16 protein-coding genes are annotated in these 15,036 nt (G+C 64.3%); 9 read left to right on the top strand and 7 right to left on the bottom strand.

Annotated elements, in window-relative coordinates:
- Positions 1-51 precede the first annotated feature (51 nt).
- Positions 52-1,023: a prephenate dehydrogenase gene (locus AC5WEY_RS06515; protein ID WP_495645542.1), complete on the top strand. Its 972-nt coding sequence runs from the start codon at positions 52-54 to the stop codon at positions 1,021-1,023.
- On the opposite strand, the gene AC5WEY_RS06510 is transcribed toward AC5WEY_RS06515, so the two are convergent.
- The gene (locus AC5WEY_RS06510) at positions 996-1,511 is read right to left on the bottom strand and encodes a putative glycolipid-binding domain-containing protein (protein ID WP_057477115.1); all 516 of its coding nucleotides are present in this window, start codon (positions 1,509-1,511) and stop codon (positions 996-998) included. The two genes, AC5WEY_RS06515 and AC5WEY_RS06510, sit on opposite strands and share 28 nt — an antisense overlap.
- A 189-nt stretch (positions 1,512-1,700) precedes the next feature.
- Between AC5WEY_RS06510 and AC5WEY_RS06505 the strand changes: the two genes are divergently transcribed.
- Positions 1,701-2,042, top strand: coding sequence for a hypothetical protein (locus AC5WEY_RS06505; RefSeq protein WP_495645165.1), 342 nt, complete (start codon positions 1,701-1,703; stop codon positions 2,040-2,042).
- A gap of 22 nt (positions 2,043-2,064) precedes the next feature.
- On the opposite strand, the gene AC5WEY_RS06500 is transcribed toward AC5WEY_RS06505, so the two are convergent.
- Genes AC5WEY_RS06500 through AC5WEY_RS06490 form a run of 3 tightly spaced genes read right to left on the bottom strand, consistent with a single transcriptional unit; the run spans position 2,065 to position 6,095 of the window.
- Positions 2,065-2,445: a hypothetical protein gene (locus AC5WEY_RS06500; protein ID WP_495645164.1), complete on the bottom strand. Its 381-nt coding sequence runs from the start codon at positions 2,443-2,445 to the stop codon at positions 2,065-2,067.
- A 40-nt stretch (positions 2,446-2,485) separates the two neighbouring features.
- Complete coding sequence (locus AC5WEY_RS06495) at positions 2,486-4,309, bottom strand: ABC transporter ATP-binding protein (protein ID WP_495645163.1); 1,824 nt, start codon at positions 4,307-4,309, stop codon at positions 2,486-2,488.
- Entirely contained in the window at positions 4,302-6,095 is a 1,794-nt protein-coding gene (locus AC5WEY_RS06490) for an ABC transporter ATP-binding protein (protein ID WP_495645162.1), read from the bottom strand. The genes AC5WEY_RS06495 and AC5WEY_RS06490 overlap by 8 nt, the downstream gene beginning before the upstream one ends.
- A 176-nt stretch (positions 6,096-6,271) precedes the next feature.
- Here AC5WEY_RS06490 and AC5WEY_RS06485 point away from each other — a divergent pair, with 176 nt between their 5' ends.
- From AC5WEY_RS06485 to AC5WEY_RS06465, 5 genes are all read left to right on the top strand, one after another.
- A complete protein-coding gene (locus AC5WEY_RS06485) occupies positions 6,272-7,420 on the top strand; it encodes a DNA cytosine methyltransferase (protein WP_495645541.1) in 1,149 nt (382 codons plus the stop codon).
- Positions 7,417-7,833, top strand: coding sequence for a very short patch repair endonuclease (locus AC5WEY_RS06480; protein WP_495645161.1), 417 nt, complete (start codon positions 7,417-7,419; stop codon positions 7,831-7,833). The genes AC5WEY_RS06485 and AC5WEY_RS06480 overlap by 4 nt, the downstream gene beginning before the upstream one ends.
- Before the next feature lie 97 nt (positions 7,834-7,930).
- A complete protein-coding gene (locus AC5WEY_RS06475) occupies positions 7,931-9,007 on the top strand; it encodes a hypothetical protein (RefSeq protein ID WP_495645160.1) in 1,077 nt (358 codons plus the stop codon).
- Between the two features lie 9 nt (positions 9,008-9,016).
- A complete protein-coding gene (locus AC5WEY_RS06470) occupies positions 9,017-9,721 on the top strand; it encodes a DUF998 domain-containing protein (RefSeq protein WP_235581621.1) in 705 nt (234 codons plus the stop codon).
- Positions 9,682-10,167, top strand: a complete 486-nt coding sequence (locus AC5WEY_RS06465) for a GAF domain-containing protein (protein ID WP_495645159.1) — start codon at positions 9,682-9,684, stop codon at positions 10,165-10,167. Before AC5WEY_RS06470 ends, AC5WEY_RS06465 begins: the two co-directional genes overlap by 40 nt.
- Here AC5WEY_RS06465 and dhaL read toward each other — a convergent pair.
- Positions 10,151-11,809 carry a dihydroxyacetone kinase subunit DhaL gene (gene dhaL, locus AC5WEY_RS06460; RefSeq protein ID WP_495645158.1) on the bottom strand — a complete coding sequence of 553 codons (1,659 nt, stop codon included), beginning with the start codon at positions 11,807-11,809 and terminating at the stop codon, positions 10,151-10,153. The genes AC5WEY_RS06465 and dhaL overlap by 17 nt on opposite strands.
- Positions 11,810-11,894: 85 nt before the next feature.
- Between dhaL and AC5WEY_RS06455 the strand changes: the two genes are divergently transcribed.
- Together AC5WEY_RS06455 and AC5WEY_RS06450 are read left to right on the top strand one after the other, a co-directional pair.
- On the top strand, positions 11,895-12,446 hold the full coding sequence (locus tag AC5WEY_RS06455) for a YceI family protein (RefSeq protein ID WP_495645157.1): 552 nt from the start codon (positions 11,895-11,897) through the stop codon (positions 12,444-12,446).
- 38 nt (positions 12,447-12,484) lie between these two features.
- Positions 12,485-13,213, top strand: a complete 729-nt coding sequence (locus tag AC5WEY_RS06450; RefSeq protein ID WP_495645156.1) for an SIMPL domain-containing protein — start codon at positions 12,485-12,487, stop codon at positions 13,211-13,213.
- On the opposite strand, the gene AC5WEY_RS06445 is transcribed toward AC5WEY_RS06450, so the two are convergent.
- The gene (locus AC5WEY_RS06445) at positions 13,210-14,319 is read right to left on the bottom strand and encodes a CaiB/BaiF CoA transferase family protein (protein ID WP_495645155.1); all 1,110 of its coding nucleotides are present in this window, start codon (positions 14,317-14,319) and stop codon (positions 13,210-13,212) included. The two genes, AC5WEY_RS06450 and AC5WEY_RS06445, sit on opposite strands and share 4 nt — an antisense overlap.
- Before the next feature lie 31 nt (positions 14,320-14,350).
- Positions 14,351-14,992 (bottom strand): TetR/AcrR family transcriptional regulator, encoded by a 642-nt coding sequence (locus AC5WEY_RS06440; RefSeq protein ID WP_057477075.1) that lies wholly within the window; start codon positions 14,990-14,992, stop codon positions 14,351-14,353.
- Positions 14,993-15,036 lie beyond the last annotated feature (44 nt).

Below are 15,036 nucleotides of genomic sequence, written 5' to 3'. Positions count from 1 at the left end.
AGTCCGGTATGGGTCGGTATTCGAAGTCCACCTCCCGCCGACGGCACCCACCTGTGCCAATCTGATCGGGTGACTTCTTCCTCGGTGTGCGTTCTCGGTCTCGGACTGATCGGTGGGTCGATTCTGCGTGCGGCCCACGGTGCCGGCCGTCGGGCATGGGGGTGGAACCGATCGGCCGACGCGATCGCCGGTGCTACCGCCGACGGATACGACGTCGGTACCGACCTGACAGCCGCTTTGACCAGGGCATCCGATGAAGATGCACTGATCGTCATCGCCGTTCCGATGCCTGCCGTGGACTCCGTTCTGGCTGCCGTCGCGGAACATGCCCCCGGTGCCCCGATCACCGATGTGGTCAGCGTCAAGGCCGAGGTCGCGGCCGCTGTGACTGCCCGCGGATTGCAGGCGCGCTATGTCGGTGGGCATCCGATGGCGGGCACCAATCATTCGGGATGGGCTGCCACCGATCCCACCCTGTTCGCCGACGCGGTGTGGGTGGTGTCCACGGACCCTGGAGTCGACGCGGAGGTGTGGGTCCGCGTGGCCCGGCTCGCGTTGGATTGCGGTTCGGTGGTGGTGCCGGCCGAGAGCGTCGAACACGATCGCGCCGTCGCCCGGATCTCCCATCTGCCGCATCTGCTGGCCGAGGCGCTGGCAATCGTGGGAGCTGCCGGCGGGCCGTTGGCGTTGGGCCTGGCTGCGGGCTCGTTCCGGGACGGGACTCGGGTGGCGTCGTCGTCGCCGCATCTCGTCCGCGCGATGACCGAGGGCAACGCTGCCGCGCTGAGGACCGCGCTCGACGAGGCACTGGCCGCACTCACCCAAGCCCGAGAAGAACTTGACCAGAACTCGACGAAAACGCTCGTCGACGCCGGAAACGCAGCGCGCCTGCAGTACGAGCAGCATCAGCGCTTCGAGATCACCGACATCACTCCAGGCGAGCCGGGGTGGCGAGAAGAACTGCAGAACGCGGGTCGACGCGGTGGCGTCGTACGTCAGATCCGTTCGGCCAGTCCGGGGTAATCGAGAACGAATCCTTCGGCATCGACCGTGACGGACGACGTCGACACCGGCGAGATGACGTGGATGCCCTCGGAACCGCTGCTGTAGGTCAGCGTGGCCTCTTGGATGCTGAGGTCGAGGAGATTGACGTACACCGTCGGCACTTCGAGGTCCTGGACCTGGGTGTGCAGACCGAATCGACGGATCGGCAGCGTGTTGAAGAACGGGCTGAGCACCATGTCGACGTCGAGCGCGCCGCTGTAGGTCGAGCGCTGATGGCTGGCACTGTTCTCCACCATCCAGTAGCCCTCGTCGTCTCGACTGACGGACGCCTGCCGGTCACCGGACGCGAGAGAGGTGCGCACCGACAGCCGCTTGGTGACGCCGTACTCGTCGGTCACCAGGTCGTAGGAGGCGCTGAACGCGGGATGATCACTGCACGCGGCACCGATGATGCGTCCGGCAGCCTTGATTCGGTTGCCGGAGAGCTGAACGCGCACGGACTCCATGCGGGGGACGTCATGCGCTCGCCACGTCAGAATCGAAGGCCAGGTTTTCGCGTCGATGGTGTCGGTTGCGGGGACGGAGGCGTGCTCTGCACCCGATGCTTGAGTGATCACCCACCTACGGTAGGCGACGAGCCCCCCTCGAGAACAAGCGGACGTGCCTTTTACTGCACATTACTTAAGGTGATGAACGTGACGACAGAGAACGCAGGCGGCGGGCAGTTCGATTTCGCACATTCCGAACAGGCCGCGAAGAGTCGACAGGACAAGGCGACGGCTTTGGCGCGCTACGTCTGGGATCGCGGCATCACCGGTGCCGAACTCCTCGACCTCACCGACGCCGTGCGCAGAAAACTTGCCCGCGCCGCCGACCTGCACCCACCGAGCACGATGGAAACCTGGACCATCGTGGCCGAGCTGCTCGACCGTAAAACTGCGTGGGCGGCCGAACACCCCGGTCACGATGGTGCGACGCCACAGCACACCGACGAGAAGATCATGTGGGTCAAGCCGCCGATCACCCCATGGACATGATCACCCGGTCACGAGGCGAACTTCACTGGCGGTAGATCTCCACGTGGGCACCGGTGACCACACCGAGGGTCGACGTGGGTTGACCCCAGCTCGAACCACAGTTGCCCGACGCCTGCCCTGTCGGCACGAAGGATCGGCTCGACGAGGTGTAGGGCCCGACCGACGGGATCGGGAAGCGATTGGGGACGAAGTGAAAACCCCAACACTCGGTGATCAGGATGTACTCCCTACCCGCAGGAGCATTGGCGTCCTGACATGTTGCCGACGCGCCGAAGGAATCGTGGGAGATCGAGCAATCCTGAGTGTCCGCATGGGAAACGCCTGCGCCGATGATTGCGGTAAAGGCCAGACCTGAGACGACGACCGTGGCAACTCGTGTTGCCGCTACAAATGTTCTTCTCATACAGGTCATTTCGCCGGGGACCGGCGACGCGTTACGCAAATCAGACCAGCGAGTCTTCCCACGCCTCGTGCAGGTGCGCAAAGCGTCCCTCTCCCGCGATGAGATCCTCGGGAGTTCCGTCCTCGACGATGTCGCCGTCGGACATGACCAGAACGCGATCGGCGATGGCCACCGTCGACAGGCGGTGCGCGATGATCAGCGCCGTTCGCCCCTGGAGGATGGTCTCGAGCGCACGCTGCACCAGCCGCTCACTCGGGATGTCCAGACTCGATGTCGCCTCGTCGAGCACGATCACCGACGGCGCGGCGAGGAACACCCGCGCGAAGGCCACCAATTGCCTTTGACCCGAGGACAATCGGCCACCGCGCTTGCGTACGTCGGTGTCGATACCGTCCGGCAGCGACGCGATGAACTCGGTCAGTCCGACGGCGTCGGCAGCAGCGCGCACGTCCGCGTCGCTCGCCGTCGGGCGTCCGAGACGGATGTTGTCCGCCACCGAACCCGAGAACAGGAACGACTCCTGCGTCACCATGACGACGTTGCGGCGTAGGTCCTCGTCGCTGATCTGCCGCATGTCGATGCCGTCGAGTCGTACGGCTCCGGCAGTCGGATCGTAGAAGCGCGACAACAGCTTTGCCAGTGTCGACTTTCCGGCCCCGGTGGCCCCGACCATCGCGACCACCTGACCTGCGGGCACGTGCAACGAGAACTCCGGCAGCACGACGCGCTCGGACCCGTAGGAGAAATGCACGTCGTCGAACGTTATGTCGCCCTTGACCGTTCCGATCTTCACCGGATTCTTCGGCGCGACAACCGACGGTTCCTCCTCGAGCACACCGGAGATCTTCTCCAGCGCAGCCGCGGCGGACTGGTAGGCGTTGAACACCATTGCCAGCTCGTCGAGGGGCCCGTAGAACCGGCGGAGATACAGCACGTAGGCCGCGAGCACGCCGATGTCCATGTGGCCGTTGATCACTCGCCAGCTACCGAACACCAGGATGATCGCGAGCGTGACGTTGCCGATCCAGCGCACGATGCCGGTGTAACTCGCCATGCCGCGCAAGGCTGCGGTGGTGGCGTCGCGATACTCCGAGTCCTCGGTCTCGAGGATCGCGTCGTTGCGGCCCTCACGCCGGAAGACCTGCACGGCACGGATTCCGCCCATCGACTCCACGAAGTGGACCACGACGCGCGCGATCGCCACCCGTGTTCGACGGTATCCCTGACGTTGTCGCCGCTGCGACCACCGCGTGACGAGCACCAGCGGAACGAAGCCGGCCAGCACGATCAACGCCATCGGAACGTCGAGATACACCAGGATGATCGCGATCGACACCATCGACAGGATGGCCGTCAACGCATCGTTGAGCGCACTCTCGAGCAAGGTCTGCAGCGACTCGACGTCGCTGGTCAGCCGCGAGATCAATCGTCCCGAGGTGTACTTCTCGTGGAACGACAGGCTCAGTTTCTGCGCATGATCGAACACTCGGCCGCGCAGGTCGTACAGGATGTTCTGGCTCAGCAGACCCGAGACGGTGAGAAACGCGTAGGTGGTGAACATGCCGAGCAGACCGAAGCCGGTGTATCCGCCCACGGCCCACAGCAGTGGACCCCAATCACCCTGCCCCGCAGCGCCGACGCCGTTGTCGAGTGCATAGGCGATGAACAGTGGGCCCGCCACGTAGGTGATGTTGTCGACCAGGATGATCAGGAACGACAGCAGGGCCTGCTTCTTGTACGGACGCACCAGCGATGCGAGCAAGCGACGAGAACGTCCGGCCAGCACCAGGTTTCCGGTGGCGTCGACCTCGGATTCCTCTCCGCCGACGCCCCGCCAATCCGCAGCTGCGGTCTGATCACTCATGAATCGACCCCATCACCTCGCGGTACCGCGGCGACGACGCCAACAGTCCCTCGTGTGTTCCCTGCTCCACAATCGTTCCGTTCTCCAGATAGAGCACGCGGTCGGCCAACGCAGCGGTCGACGGCCGGTGTGCCACCAGCACTGTCGTCGAATGCGCCAACACGCGCCTGAGCTCCTTCTGCACTTTCGCTTCGGTGTCCACGTCGAGCGCGGACAGTGGGTCGTCGAGCACGAGCACCCGTGGCTTGCCCAGCACCGCACGCGCCAACGCGAGCCGTTGCCGCTGTCCGCCGGACAGGCTCATGCCCTGCTCGCCGATGCGAGTGGCCAGACCCCACGGCAGTTGCTCGACGAAATCCGTTGCGTGCGCAATCTCCAACGCCTCGGCAATCTCGGCATCGGAGGCACCGGGAGAACCGAGCGCGATGTTCTCGCGCGCACTGGCCGAGAACAGCACCGGATCCTCGAAGGCCACCGACACGATGGAACGCAGGTCCGACAACCGCATCGACGCCACATCGATACCGTCGATCGTGATGGACCCCTCGGTGACGTCGAAGAGCCGAGGAACCAGGTTGGTCAGTGCAGTCTTGCCGCTGCCGGTGTTACCGACGAGCGCCACGGTTTCCCCCGGCTCGATGACAAAGCTGACATCGGTGAGCAGCGGCGAGGACGCGTCGGGAAAGGTGAAACCGACGCGGTCGAATTGCACTCGGCCACGGATTCTTTGGGGCAATTCGACGGGATTGTCCGGATCGGTGACGGTCTCGGGAGTGTCCATGATCTCCCAGTACCGATCCGCTGCCGTACGTGCATTGTTCAGTTCGGCCAGCAGGTAGCCGAACGACTCGATCGGCCACAACAGGAACGTGACGATGGCGATGGCAGCGACGAGCGTGCCCACCGTCATCGTGCCCTGCACGATCGAGTACGTCCCCACGGCCAGAATCGCGCCGATGGTGATCGGTTGCAATCCGACGATGACGGCCCAGATGATCGCGAGGTAGCGCACCTTCTTCAGCTCGGTCCCGCGCAGAGTACGAGCCTGCCGAAGAAACTGCTTGCCCAGGTGCGCACTTCGACCGAAGGCCTTCAGGACGCGAATGCCCTGGATCGATTCCTCGACCGTCGTCGTCACATCGCCCGCCTGATCCTGAGCGTCGCGCGCGACGACGCGGTACAGCGTCTCGAACTTGGTGCAGGCGATCACCAGCGGCACCGATGTCACCAGCATGATCAGCCCCAATTGCCAGGACTGGACCAGCAATACACCGATACCCACCACGAGCGTGACGGCGTTGATGATGATGAACGGCCCGATGAAGGCCATGAACCGGCGCAGCGAACCGAGATCGGCGATGGCGCGCGAGAGTAGCTGACCCGATTCCCAACTTTCGTGCGCCGCAACCGAGAGCCGCTGCAATTTGTCGAATACTGTTGCGCGAGCAGTGATCTCGAACTGACTCGACGGCCTCGACACCAGATACCGACGCACCCAGATTCCGGCCGCGTCGATGGTGCCCAACAGCAGGATCAACGCTGCGGGCCACCACACCGCCGAGAAGTCCCGGTCGGGGATGGGGCCGTCGATGACGCGCTGAATCACCAGAGGAATGACCAGACCGGTCAGAGTCGCGATGAGCGAGACCACGATCGAGCCGATGTAGAACCACTTGTACGGGGCCAGAAACGGCGCGAAACGCTGCAGCGAGCTCGGTGCCTTCGCCGTGTCAGGGTATGGCTGATCGACAGTTCTGGCTTCGGGATCGAGCACACCCGTGGACACAGTTGTTCTCCTTATTGCTGTGCTCGAATGATTTCATTGCACAGGCTCAGTTTCCAACCGATTTTCGGCCGCGTGCATTCCAGTGTGAAACCTCGAGCATGGTCGAGGTCAAGTGCAACCGCTCGAGTACCGTAGGACCGTCGGGAGAGAGAAGGGCATACGTGAGCACACGGTCGATGGTCGGGTTGTTCGCGGGGATCGGCGGGCTCGAGCTCAGTCTGGCCGAGGCGGGCTGGTCGACGCAGTTGCTGTGCGAGGTCGATCCCGGAGCCCAAGCCGTCCTCACCGCCCGCATGCCCGACGTCCCCCTGCACAGCGACGTCACCACGCTCCGAAGCCTGCCCGCCGACACCGAACTGGTAGCAGCGGGCTTCCCATGCCAGGACCTCTCCCAGGCAGGACGCACCGCAGGCATCACCGGTGCCCGATCCGGCCTGGTCGACGAGGTCTTTCGGTTGGTCTCGCGCCGCAAAGGCCCACGCTGGCTGCTGATCGAGAACGTGCCGTTCATGCTGCAACTCGGCCGCGGCGCAGCCATGCGGCACATCACCGACGCACTCGAAGATCTCGGTTACATGTGGGCCTACCGCGTCGTCGACGCCCGAGCGTTCGGGTTGCCGCAACGCCGGCAGCGGGTGGTGATGCTGGCCTCGCGCACCGACGATCCACGCGAGGTGCTGTTCTCCCAGGATGCCGGTCCGTTGCCCGACGGCGATCCGAGCACCCAGCCGTGCGGGTTCTACTGGACCGAGGGAATCCGCGGACTGGGCTGGGCCGTCAACGCGGTGCCGACGCTCAAGGGCGGATCCTCGCTGGGCATCGCCAGTCCCCCGGCGGTTCGCCTGCCGTCAGGGGAGATCGTCACTCCCGGGATCATCGGGGCCGAGCGTCTGCAGGGATTCGATCCGGAGTGGACGCTGCCCGCCGTCCAGGAACCCGGGGTCCGGAGTGGACATCGCTGGAAGCTCGTCGGCAATGCCGTCAGTGTCCGCATGGCGTCGTGGGCTGCGCAGGCTCTGGACGATCCGAAGCCCTACGACGCCTCCAACGATGTGGCTGTTCTACCTGGCCAGGCCTGGCCGACTGCGGCCTGGGGACGCGACCGGACGACGTACAAGGTGACGATCTCGACCATGCCGGTGCACGAGCCGTACGAGGACCTGGCTGGCTTTCTGGACGATTCGAAGCTGCTCTCCGCGCGCGCAACTGCCGGATTCCTCAAGCGCGCCCGGGCCGGTAGCCTCCGTTTCGCTCCGGGATTCCTCGATGATCTCGACGCCCACCTCGAGCGCATGGGCGGTTACGCCGAGCGAGTTCCGGTGTGAGCGCCGACCGCCCCGTCACCGACGCCAAAACCAGCGCCCGGCTGAGCAAACAGAAGCGCCGCGACACCAAACCCGAGGTGGCCCTGCGGCGAGCACTGCACGGCAGGGGTCTGCGGTATTTCGTCGATCGCGCTCCGCTGAAGGGTATGCGGCGTCGAGCAGATCTGGTGTTCCCCAGGCGCAAAGTCGCGGTGTACGTCGATGGGTGCTTCTGGCACAGCTGCCCGATACATGCCACCAAGCCCCGCAACAACGCTCAGTGGTGGGCCGACAAATTGGCGGCCAACGTCGCGCGGGATCGCGACACCGACCGACGATTGATCGACGAGGGCTGGCGCGTGGTGCGTATCTGGGAACACGAGGATCCCGTCGTCGCCGCCGATCGAGTCGAAGACGAACTATCCGGAGACTAATTTGGGTCATTCCGCAGGCTCCACTCCCGACTGAAACCATTTCGAGCCCCCGCGCGTCCAACCCCATGATCGGTCGGTTCGAGTTCGGGGGAAAACAGTGCGTAGAAATTGGATGCTCGCGGCGGTGTCGCTGACGGTGGCGTTCTCGACCAGCGGATGTGCGGCGGTATTGGTGGGCAGCGCGTTACCAGCCCTCAATTCGTCACCCCCCGGCAGTTCGCCTGCCGGTAGTTCGTCGTCCCAGAGCAAGTACGGGTTCGAGATGTCGGAGGCAGACCGGTACCTTGCCGAATCGGCCGAGTTCGTACGCAGCCTGGACCCGTGCGGCTTCCTCACCGAAGGCGATCTCGCTGCCCTGGGCACAGTGGTACAACTGCGGCCCGACGGCGAGCTCAGTACGTGCACTGCCGACCTTGCCACCGAACGATCAACCGTCACCGACTCCGTCACGATCGAACTGGACGGACTCGCGCCGACGAACGACGACCCCGACCTCGAGCAGCTCACCATCGGAGGCGAACAGGTGTACCTCAACGAGATTTCGGAAGGAGCGTGCCGACTGAGTTTTCCCATCCGCGACGAGTTCGACGGATCGACCTCCGGACCCATGGAGGGCCTGCTCACCGAGTCGGGCCGCAGCTTCGCCATGATCGACGTCTATCGCGCGGACGACGACGCCTGCACCGCAACGAAATCCATCGCCGAGACGGCTCTCGGCTTGCTGACCGACCCACCCCTGCGTGTCGATTCCAAGTACAACCTCCCGCTGGCTTCGAAGGATCCGTGCGGCGTCCTCGCGCACTTGCCGGCAACCTGGGAGGTTGACCGATGGAACCCAGCCTCCGATCCGTACCACTGTCACTTCCTGGCGTCCTCGTCGGCATTCGAGGACAACCTCATGATGCTCGACGTCACGCTTGCCTACGTCGACAGTGGCATGCGCTCGAATGACCGCAACACCGTCGAGCAGGGCGGCTACACCGTCGAGACGCGCGGTTCCGATTCGGCGTGCTTCGCGGACATCGTGCTGGGCAACCCGGTGCTCGGCATGCCCGAAAAGGACGACGCTGCCACAAGATACGCCCGTACTGTCCCCACTCTCTCCGTACAGACGGATGATTGTGAATCCGCAATTGCAATGGCGGTGGCAGCTGCGGACGAGCTCACTGGCTAGCCTTGATCGGTGCGTTCGAGAACTGAAGGCGTGGATATTCGCCGCGTCGTAGTGGCGATCTGCCTGATCCTCGCCGGACTGCTGTACTCCGCGTGGGTGGCCGAGTTCTTCCTCGACACCGGTCTCGACCCCACCACCTCGTTTCTCAGCGAACTCGACGCCCGCGATCAGCCGTACCGCGAATTCTTCTCCACCGCAGACGTCGTCACGGGTTCACTGATGATCGTCGCTGCGGTCCTCGGCTTCTTCGCCACTGCGCGGCGACGGCTCGTCGTTACCGGCTGGGTGGCTTCGGGCATCTTCGGTATCGCCACCATCGCCGACGCGAAACTCCCCCTCGAGTGCGTGGCCGCCGATGATCCGAGTTGTCCGATCGAGCCCAGCGGATTGTTCCCGCAACTTCATCACCTGCACGCACTCACCAGCACCATCGCGGTGTTCGCGATCTTCACGGTCATGATCGCGTTCACGCTCGCTGCATTCCGCTACGAGCCCTATCCCCTGCTTCGGACGCTCGGTGTCGCAGTGCTGGCTGTCACCACCCTGGCTACGGCATGGCTGCTGATCGCCGACAATCTTCCCGGCGACCACGGCCTCGGTGTTGCCCAACGGGTTCAGGTGGGCGGCATGTCGGCCTATCTGGTGGTGCTGGGGTGTGCGCTTAGACTCGGCGCATGTCCTTCACCGCCACCGAACTCAACGGGACCAAGGTAGAGCAGTACCAGCAGCTCACCGAGCAGGCCCGCGGCCTGGTATTCGAGGAATCGAACCTGATCGCCAACGCCGCCAATCTTTCCGCGTTGGTCTACCACGCTCTGCCGGACGTCAATTGGGTCGGCTTCTACCTGTTCGACGGCACCGAACTGGTGGTCGGGCCATTTCAAGGCCAGCCCGCCTGCGTGCGCATCGCTCTGGACAAGGGCGTCTGCGGGGCCGCCGCTACCACCCGTGAGACACAGCGAGTAGCCGACGTTCACGCCTTCCCCGGCCATATCGCCTGCGATGCCAACACCCGCTCCGAGGTCGTCGTACCGCTGTACCAGGGCGAGACCCTGATCGGCGTGTTCGACTTGGACAGCCCCGCGCCGAACCGCTTCGACGCCGACGATCAGGCCGGCCTCGAAGCGATCGCGGCGGTGTTTCTCAACTCTTTGGGTTAGAACTAGCTGCCGCCTCGAAGAACCAGGCCAAGACCAACGCGCCTGGGTCGACGACGCCTCGCGCGGCTTCACCGACATAACTGGCGCGGCCGCGATTGGCGGTGATGTCCTTGGTCGATTCGGCTCCGGTCTTCGCGGCGTCGGCAGCGTCCTGCAGGGTGCCGCTATCTTTTTCGAGCGCCTCGACGGCCGGGGCAATGGCGTCGACCATCGTCTTGTCGCCCACCCGGGCTCCACCCAGTTCGGTGATGCTGTCCAGACCTGCCCGGGCCGCCGTTGCGATCGCTGCAGCGGAGGGCTCGGATTCGAGCATCGTTCGGTAGAACTGGCGGAACCAGATGCCGAACAGCGCGCCGGACGTACCGCCCGAATGGCCGAGGTAGGCCTCGCTGACGGCCTCGAATATCGTTGCCGCCGAGTAGGTTTCCCTGACTGCGTCGAGATCGAGCTGTTCGAGGGCGGCCACCATGTTGGTTCCGAAGTCGCCGTCGCCCGCCTTGCGGTCCAATTCGGTCAGAGCGGGCTCCTCATCGAGCACACGCTGCGCCCACGACCCGATCCACTCGGACACGAATGCCGACTTCTCGCCTGAATCGGAGGGCTCGTAGGACGGGCCGAAAGCACCGCGTTCTCCCACCTCCTTCGCTCCACGACTGGAGGCATTGGGCCAACCGGGCGCATCGGTGGGCGCGTCCCAGAGTTCGAGCATCTCGTCGTCGGCACGCACGAGCGTGATCGACGCTCCGCCCATGTTCAGCGCGGTGACGAAGCTACCGACGAGCGAGCGGGATATCTCGATACCTTTGCCCGAGAGATACTCCGAGAGTTCTCCGAACAGCAGATGCAATTCGAGCGGGTGCGTTGCGCCGAGACCGTTGACGATCGCGATCACCGATTCACCCGAGTTCAATCCGAGCGAGCCGATGATGGGCTCGGTCAGCTTCTCCACGATCTCCTGAGCGGGCAGCCGTGGAACGCGGTCGGTACCGCGTTCTCCGTGGATACCGATGCCGAGTTCGATTTCCTCCTTGGGTAACTCGAACGACGGGTCGTCCGCTCCCGGTAGCGTCGGCGGGTTCAGCGCGACCGCCATACTGCGTGCATTCTCCGCTGTTCGACGCCCCAGTGCGACGACCGCCTGCAGACTGTCACCGCGTTCTGCCGCTGCGCCGCATACCTTTTCGACGACGATGGTCGCTGCGGTGCCGCGACGCCCCGGGCCGTCCTCGCTCTCACTGGCCACGTCGTCGTCGACGAGAATGACGTCGGCAACAATACCGTCCTCCTGCAACAACTCTCGGGCAATCTTGAAGTTCATCACGTCGCCGGTGTAGTTCTTCACGATGTGCACCACTCCACCGCCGGAGTCCACGGCCTTGGATGCCTCGTGCACCTGAAGGGCGTTCGGTGAGGTGAAGATCAAACCGGGGCACGCACCCGTGAGCATGCCGCGGCCGATGAATCCGGCATGCATCGGCTCGTGGCCCGATCCCCCACCGGACAGGAGGGCAACCTGACCGTCGGAGATGCGATAGCGGCGAGTCAGGAATCCAGGATCGGCATGCCAAGTGACGTCGTCGGTGGCAGCGACGAAGCCGCGGAGGGCGTCGGCAACGAATGTTCGAGGGGAATTGGAGAACATGGCTCCACCCTAACCACCTGCACCGTGTCCCTTCCTTACTTCTGCGGGACCGATACAGCTTCTGCGGGACCGATACAGTCGGGGCATGACTACCACGACCTGGACGCTCGACCCATCGGACGGTGGGCAGTTGGCCGTTCGGACCGATGTCACCGGACGAGCGTCCAAGATGGGCCATCGCCTCACGATTGCGGTGACCTCCTGGACCGCGACAGTCGAGTGGTCGGAGGACACGCCTGCGGCAGTCTCCCTCGTCGCCGAGGTGGGCTCACTCGAGGTGGTCCATGGCGAGGGCGGACTGACACCCTTGATCGGACCGGAGAAGATAGTCGCGAAGGCAAACGCGCTCAAGAGTTTCGACGCCGATCGATATCCATCGATTCGATTTCGTTCTGAGAACATCACCGCCGTCGACTCCGGATTCCGGCTGGCAGGGACGGTGGAGATTCACGGCGTGTCCAGGGAGGTTACCGTGGATGTGGCCGCAACCGACCTCGGCGATCGATGGCGTATCGAATCCGAAACCGTTGTGCGTCAATCGGATTACAAGATCACTCCGTATTCGCAGATGTTCGGAGCCATGAAGGTGGTGGACGACGTCACCGTGACGTTCGACGCCGAATATCGCAAGCCGTGAGCCTTCCCCATTCGCTTGTCATGGTGGACACTACGGCGGTGAAGCGAAATCGATGGATGATCGGATCGTGCGCATCGGCGCTGGTGCTGACCGTAGCCCTGACCGCGGGATGCAGCAGCCCAGCGGCGTCGTCCGCCGATGGACCTCCCGGAGTGAACGTCAACGGAGTGGGCGAAGTCCAGGGTGCACCGGACACGTTGACGACGCAGATCGGTGTTCAGGCCACAGCCGAGGACGTCACCGCCGCCATCGAACAGGCCAATTCTGCGGTTACTGAGGTGACCGACGCAGTGCTTGCCGCTGGCGTCGCGCGCGAGGACATCCAGACGCAGCAGGTGTCGATCGATCCGCAGTACTCGGGCGCACTGCCGGGCGGCAACTCGGAGATTTCCGGATATCAGGCCACCAACACCTTGCAGGTCACGGTGCGCGACCTGTCGAGGGCCTCCGCAGTGTTGGGCGACGCCACGTCGGCCGGCGGCAACGCGACTCGGATCTCCGGGGTCTCCTTCAAGATCGACGATGATTCCGAGCTGATCTCCGATGCCCGGTCCAGGGCGTTCGCCGACGCCCGCGAGCGCGCCGAGCAGTATGCGTCGCTCGCAGGCGGAGAACTCGGCGACGTTCTGTCGATCACCGAGTCGATCACCGGGCAGGAGCAGCCGATGGCCTCACGCGAGTCCGCTTCGTTCGACACGGCAGTGCCCATCGAACCTGGGCAGCAGACCGTCAGCGTGTCCGTATCGGTGAAGTGGGCGTTGAACTAGGTCCCGGCGGGCGGTGGAAAGCGATAGTTCACCGGGGTGGCCGAAAAATCCAGCGGATTGCGGACGCCGTCGCCCGCTGCTCCCGGCACCTGGACTCGTGGCTCGAGCCCGAGCGAATCCGCGAACGCGAAGGCCTCTTCGATGGAATTGACCGGCCCCGCAGGAACGTTGCGGGCCATCAGTTCTCGGTACCATTCGTCGGCGGACCGCGTTTGTAGCGTCGAGTTCAGGATGTCGACCAACTGATCTCGGTGTTCGACGCGCGCCGAGTTGGACGAGAAGCGTTCGTCCGTAGCCAATTCCGGGATTTTCAGTACGTCCGTCAGCTCCGAGAATTGTCGGTCGTTGCCCACGGCCAATGCCAACGGTCGGTCGGCAGTCTCGAACACCTCGTACGGCACGAGCGAGGGATGCTTGTTCCCCATCGGGACGGGCACGACGCCGGCCCCGAGATAGGCCGCCGACTGGTTGCTCAGTGCCGACAGCACCGACGCCATGAGCGAGGTGTGCACCTGCTGACCCTCACCGGTCTTCGATCGATGATGCAGTGCGGCAAGGATTCCGCTGAGCGCATGCAGCCCGGTGACGATGTCGACCATCGCCACACCCACTTTCGTCGGCGTCGAGCCGTCGGGGCCGGTGACGCTCATGAGCCCACCGACGGCTTGGACTACCAGGTCGTACCCGGGGAGCGCAGCTCCTCCCCCGGTGCCGAAACCAGAGATCGAGCAGTAGATCAGCCCCCGGTTGGATTGCGACACAGCCGAATAGCCCAGACCCAGGCGGTCCATCGTACCGGCGCGGAAGTTCTCGATCACGATATCCGCACCCGAAACAATTTCGCGCGCCTCGGCTACACCGCTCTCGGACTGCAGATCGATGAACCTCGACGTCTTGTTGCGATTGACCGAGTTGAAATAGGTTGCGGTACCGGCGGAGTCGTACGGGGGACCCCACGATCGGGTGTCGTCACCGGTTCCGGGTCGTTCGATCTTGATCACGTCGGCACCCATGTCGCCGAGCATCATCGTCGCGTACGGACCGGCGAGCACGCGGGAGAAGTCCGCGACCACGAGGCCTGCGAGGGGACCGGTGGCAGGTGTCATCGGTCCACTGTATTGCGCGACGAGCTGCGGGTCAGTTCAGGTCCGGAACGAAGGCTCCCAGAACGGCAACCATCGTGTCCACGATGTGCTCGATGGGTGGACGAGGAGGAGCAGTACGGGACCAGTCGGAGACGATCTCGGTGAGAGCACCGAGGAATGCCGTTGCGGCCAAACGGTATCCACCGGGCGGCACGAAATCGGAACCGACCTCCGAGCGCAGGGTGTTCTCGAAGAACTGCACCCACTGAGCACGACGGCGCGTCCGGTGCTGTTCGACGGCATCGCTGACACCCAGCATCTCGAGATAGGAAATCCGCGCTCGTCGTGGGTCACCGCCGATCGATCCGACCAAAGCCGTCATCGCAGCGACGACCAGCGAGCGTCGGTCACGGTCGACCTGTTCGTCGAGTGCGGCGACGACTGCAGAAAGCGCATCGTCTTGGATCAGGTCATAGACGTCCACGAGCAGCGCCTCACGGTTGGCGAACTCGCCGTAGAACTGACTGCGGGCCAGACCGGCTGCAGCGCAGATGTCCGCCACCGAAGTGGCGGCGTACCCGCGTACCCCGATGACCTCGATCCCGGCGTGCAAGAACCGTGCGCGACGATCGGCCTTCCTCGCGGCGGACGATTGTCCCGCGTAGATGCGGCCCTGGTCGTCGGCGACAGTCACCGCCGGAGTCTACCGCCGGCGACACCGTCGGCTCCCGTTCACTG

The organism is Rhodococcoides sp. S146-33 (assembly GCF_059489205.1).
This window is presented reverse-complemented; position numbering and strand designations above follow the sequence as displayed.

Excerpts from the sequence above, each read along its gene's own strand:
- AC5WEY_RS06495 (WP_495645163.1), bottom strand. The coding sequence starts at position 4,309 with ATGAGTGATCAGACCGCAGCTGCGGATTGGCGGGGCGTCGGCGGAGAG.
- AC5WEY_RS06445 (WP_495645155.1), bottom strand. The coding sequence starts at position 14,319 with ATGACACCTGCCACCGGTCCCCTCGCAGGCCTCGTGGTCGCGGACTTC.
- dhaL (WP_495645158.1), bottom strand. The coding sequence starts at position 11,809 with ATGTTCTCCAATTCCCCTCGAACATTCGTTGCCGACGCCCTCCGCGGC.
- AC5WEY_RS06500 (WP_495645164.1), bottom strand. The coding sequence starts at position 2,445 with ATGAGAAGAACATTTGTAGCGGCAACACGAGTTGCCACGGTCGTCGTC.
- AC5WEY_RS06455 (WP_495645157.1), top strand. The coding sequence starts at position 11,895 with ATGACTACCACGACCTGGACGCTCGACCCATCGGACGGTGGGCAGTTG.
- AC5WEY_RS06510 (WP_057477115.1), bottom strand. The coding sequence starts at position 1,511 with ATGGAGTCCGTGCGCGTTCAGCTCTCCGGCAACCGAATCAAGGCTGCC.
- AC5WEY_RS06465 (WP_495645159.1), top strand. The coding sequence starts at position 9,682 with ATGTCCTTCACCGCCACCGAACTCAACGGGACCAAGGTAGAGCAGTAC.
- AC5WEY_RS06485 (WP_495645541.1), top strand. The coding sequence starts at position 6,272 with ATGGTCGGGTTGTTCGCGGGGATCGGCGGGCTCGAGCTCAGTCTGGCC.